The sequence below is a fragment of the Flavobacterium sp. AJR genome (assembly GCF_002156885.1).
Lineage (GTDB): Bacteria > Bacteroidota > Bacteroidia > Flavobacteriales > Flavobacteriaceae > Flavobacterium.
Genome location: NZ_NCWQ01000166.1, coordinates 1 through 3160, shown reverse-complemented (window position 1 = coordinate 3160; position 3160 = coordinate 1). Strand labels below are relative to the sequence as shown.

The 3160-nt window shown below is 36.3% G+C and carries 3 protein-coding genes; 1 reads left to right on the top strand and 2 read right to left on the bottom strand.

Going from position 1 to position 3160, the window contains the following annotated elements; all coding sequences use genetic code 11:
* Positions 1-154 precede the first annotated feature (154 nt).
* Positions 155-1264, top strand: a complete 1110-nt coding sequence (locus tag B8T70_RS23240) for a polysaccharide lyase family 1 protein (protein ID WP_086896409.1) — start codon at positions 155-157, stop codon at positions 1262-1264.
* 256 nt (positions 1265-1520) lie between these two features.
* Here the strand turns inward: B8T70_RS23240 and B8T70_RS23235 are convergent, their stop codons facing one another.
* Positions 1521-1904 (bottom strand): DUF3037 domain-containing protein, encoded by a 384-nt coding sequence (locus B8T70_RS23235; RefSeq protein WP_086896408.1) that lies wholly within the window; start codon positions 1902-1904, stop codon positions 1521-1523.
* Positions 1894-2676 carry a HipA family kinase gene (locus B8T70_RS23230; RefSeq protein ID WP_086896407.1) on the bottom strand — a complete coding sequence of 261 codons (783 nt, stop codon included), beginning with the start codon at positions 2674-2676 and terminating at the stop codon, positions 1894-1896. The genes B8T70_RS23235 and B8T70_RS23230 overlap by 11 nt, the downstream gene beginning before the upstream one ends.
* Positions 2677-3160 lie beyond the last annotated feature (484 nt).

Here is a 3160-nt window from a genome sequence, read left to right as displayed (position 1 = left end):
AACATTATAACTATTTAATTTACAATATATTTATAGATAATAAAAAATAAATGTAATCGATTACTAAATTAATAAAAAAGATAGAACTAGTTCAATTTTTTTAAAATATTTTATAAAGACTTTTGACGTATTAATTAACCCCAAAATATCTATTATGAAGATTAAATCTACATTATCAGCGTTATTATTAACTCTGATTTTCGGCTTTGCAAGTTGCAACAACGAAGAAATTACTGCTACACAAAATGATGATAGCAATGCAAGTACAGCTTTATCAACAGGTCAAAATCTGACTGCCAAGGTGGGTAATTGTGCTGAGGTTCCTGGATGGGCATCTCAAAACGGAGGTACTACAGGAGGCGGAAGTGCAGCAGAAACTGTTGTAACTACCTACGCACAACTAAAAGCCGCTATTGAAAACAGTGCTGTAAAAGTGGTAAAGATTACTGGTACTATTACAATTACAACAAGGTTATCATTTCAGGATCAATCTGGCAAAACAATTTATGGCGCTAGCGGAGCAAAATTGGTCTCTACAGATCAAACTCAGGCAAATTCTGGTATTATCAATATTAAAAGATGTACCAATATTATTGTCAGAAATTTAATTTTTGAAGGTCCTGGTGCTTATGATACTGATGGTTGGGATAATGCTATTATAGATGACTGTCGAAATGTTTGGGTAGATCATTGTGAGTTTAGAGATGGTGTAGATGGCAATCTTGATATAAAAAACAAGTCGAATTACGTTACTGTTTCTTACACAAAATTTGGGTACTTAAAACCTCCTAAAGCTGGTGGCTCTGGAGGATCTGACGATCATAGATATTCTAACTTAATTGGTTCTAGCGATGGCGCTACGGCTGACCGTGGAAATTTGAAAATTACTTTTGCTCGTTGTTGGTGGGCTCCAGGATGTAAGGAAAGAATGCCAAGAGTTCGTTTTGGTCAAGTGCATATCATAAATAGCTACTTTAATAGTACGGTTAGCAATAAATGTGTTGCAGCTGGTTTTGAAGCTAATATTCGTGTAGAAAACAACGTATTCGAAGGTGTAAAAACTCCTATTGACTTAATGACTGGCTATACAGCTGTAACTGCTGTTGGGAATATTTTTACAAGTACAACTGGAAATACTGCAGGAAGTAATACTGCTTTTACGCCACCATATTCTATTGTGACTCTTGCTGCATCTGCGGTTAAAGCGGATGTTACTGCTGGAGCTGGTGCTACATTTACAGGTAATACTTGTGGTTCTTTTTAATTAAAAACTGAATTATTTTTTAAACCATATAAGTTATGTAAGAGCATTTAGATTTTCTTATATGACTTATATGGTTTTATTTTTTTTATATAAACTAAGGATTTAACCGCAAAGTTCGCAATCCCGAAGCTTCGGGATACACAAAGAACGCAAAAGTTTTTCTCGTAAAGGCGCTAAGTCGCAAAGAAAAAGCTATAGGTTTATTTGCCTTTTCAACCTTTGAACCTCTGCACCTCTGCACCTTTGTCCCTTAAATTTAGAGAACTAACTCCTCAAACAATCTTTGAATTGTTTTATCTAAATCCTGACATAAACCCGGATGCGGTCTTGAGGTTTGAATTGCCGAACTACGAATCGCCGTTAACCAACGAAAACGTTCCGGTATTTCCATTTGTCCAATTGGTCCGCCGTCTTTGGCTCCATTGGCTATTTTTTCTAGCGAGGTTAAATTGCAATGTAATTGTTCGATATCAAAATCGGCTGAAAGTGCTTGAATTCTCGTATCATTTATATGATACAATACTTTTATAAATTTGGCTCTTTTACAAAATAATATGATACCTATATTTAGGAATTCTTCACGTTCTACTCTTGGCACAACACGAATTACGGCATATTCATATAAGTGGTTATCTTGCATTTTCGGCTTCTTTTACAAAAATTTCAGAATGGTTTAATCGTGTTTGCAAAAATTGCAAATATACATTTCGCAATGCTTCAGGCGTTTCATCGGTATCTTCCCAATTGAGCCATTCGTCTGGAATAAGCCCTACAATTTCCTGTAATAATTCAGGAGTTAAAACTCCTTTATATTCTGAATCGACTTCTTTTATAAGTGATGCTTGTGGCAACAATACGTGGTCTTTTATTAACGCAAAAGGACTTTTTGCATGTTGCTCCCAATTGTTCCATGAATGATGAAAATACAAACATGCTCCGTGATCTATTAGCCACAGTTCTTTGTGCCAAATAAGCATATTGGTATTCCTAAACGTACGGTCGACATTGGTAATAAAAGCATCTAGCCATACAATTTGCGACGCTAGTTTAGGATCAACCACTGTTACAACTGGATCGAAAGTAATTGCTCCCGATAAAAAATGCAAAGCCAAATTGAGTCCTTGGCTTCCTTGTAGTAAATCCTGAATTTCTTCATCGCCTTCGCTTCTGCCAAAAGCTTCGTCGAGATTAGCAAATACTAATTCAGGGATTTGAAGTTTTAAAACATTGGCAATTTCACCTCCTATTAATTCGGCAATTAGGGCTTTTACACCATGTCCTGCTCCTTTAAATTTTAGGACGTATTTAAAATCGTCATCTGCTTCGGCTAAAGCGGGTAACGAACCGCCTTCGCGCAACGGACTTATATATCGCGTTACGTTTACCGTTCTTAGATCGAGTTTGTTTTTCATAGTCAGCTTTTACTGGAATACAAACTTACTAATTTAGATTTTTAGAATTCTGGGATTACATCAAAAATTGATTACATCATGTCTGTAGAGACGTACCGCAGTGCGTCTACCATAATATATTTCGGCATTACGTTAATTTTTGGTTCACGCAGATTTTGCAGATTCAGCAGATTTTTTTCTCTGGTTATTATCCTTTGCAGAATCTAAACACAATAATTCGTACGCCTCACCTGTAGAGACGCACCGCAGTGCGTCTCCCTCAATATATTTAAGCGTTACGTTAATTTTGGTTCACGCAGATTCGGCAGAATTTTTTCTCTGGTTATTATCCTTTAGTAGAATTTAAACACAACAGTTATCACGCCACGTCTGTAGAGGCGCACCGCAGTGCGTCTCCCACAATATATTTAAGCGTTATGTTAATTTTGGTTCACGCAGATTCGGCAGAATTTTTTCTCTGGTTTGGTTTGTTTTACGGCTTAGT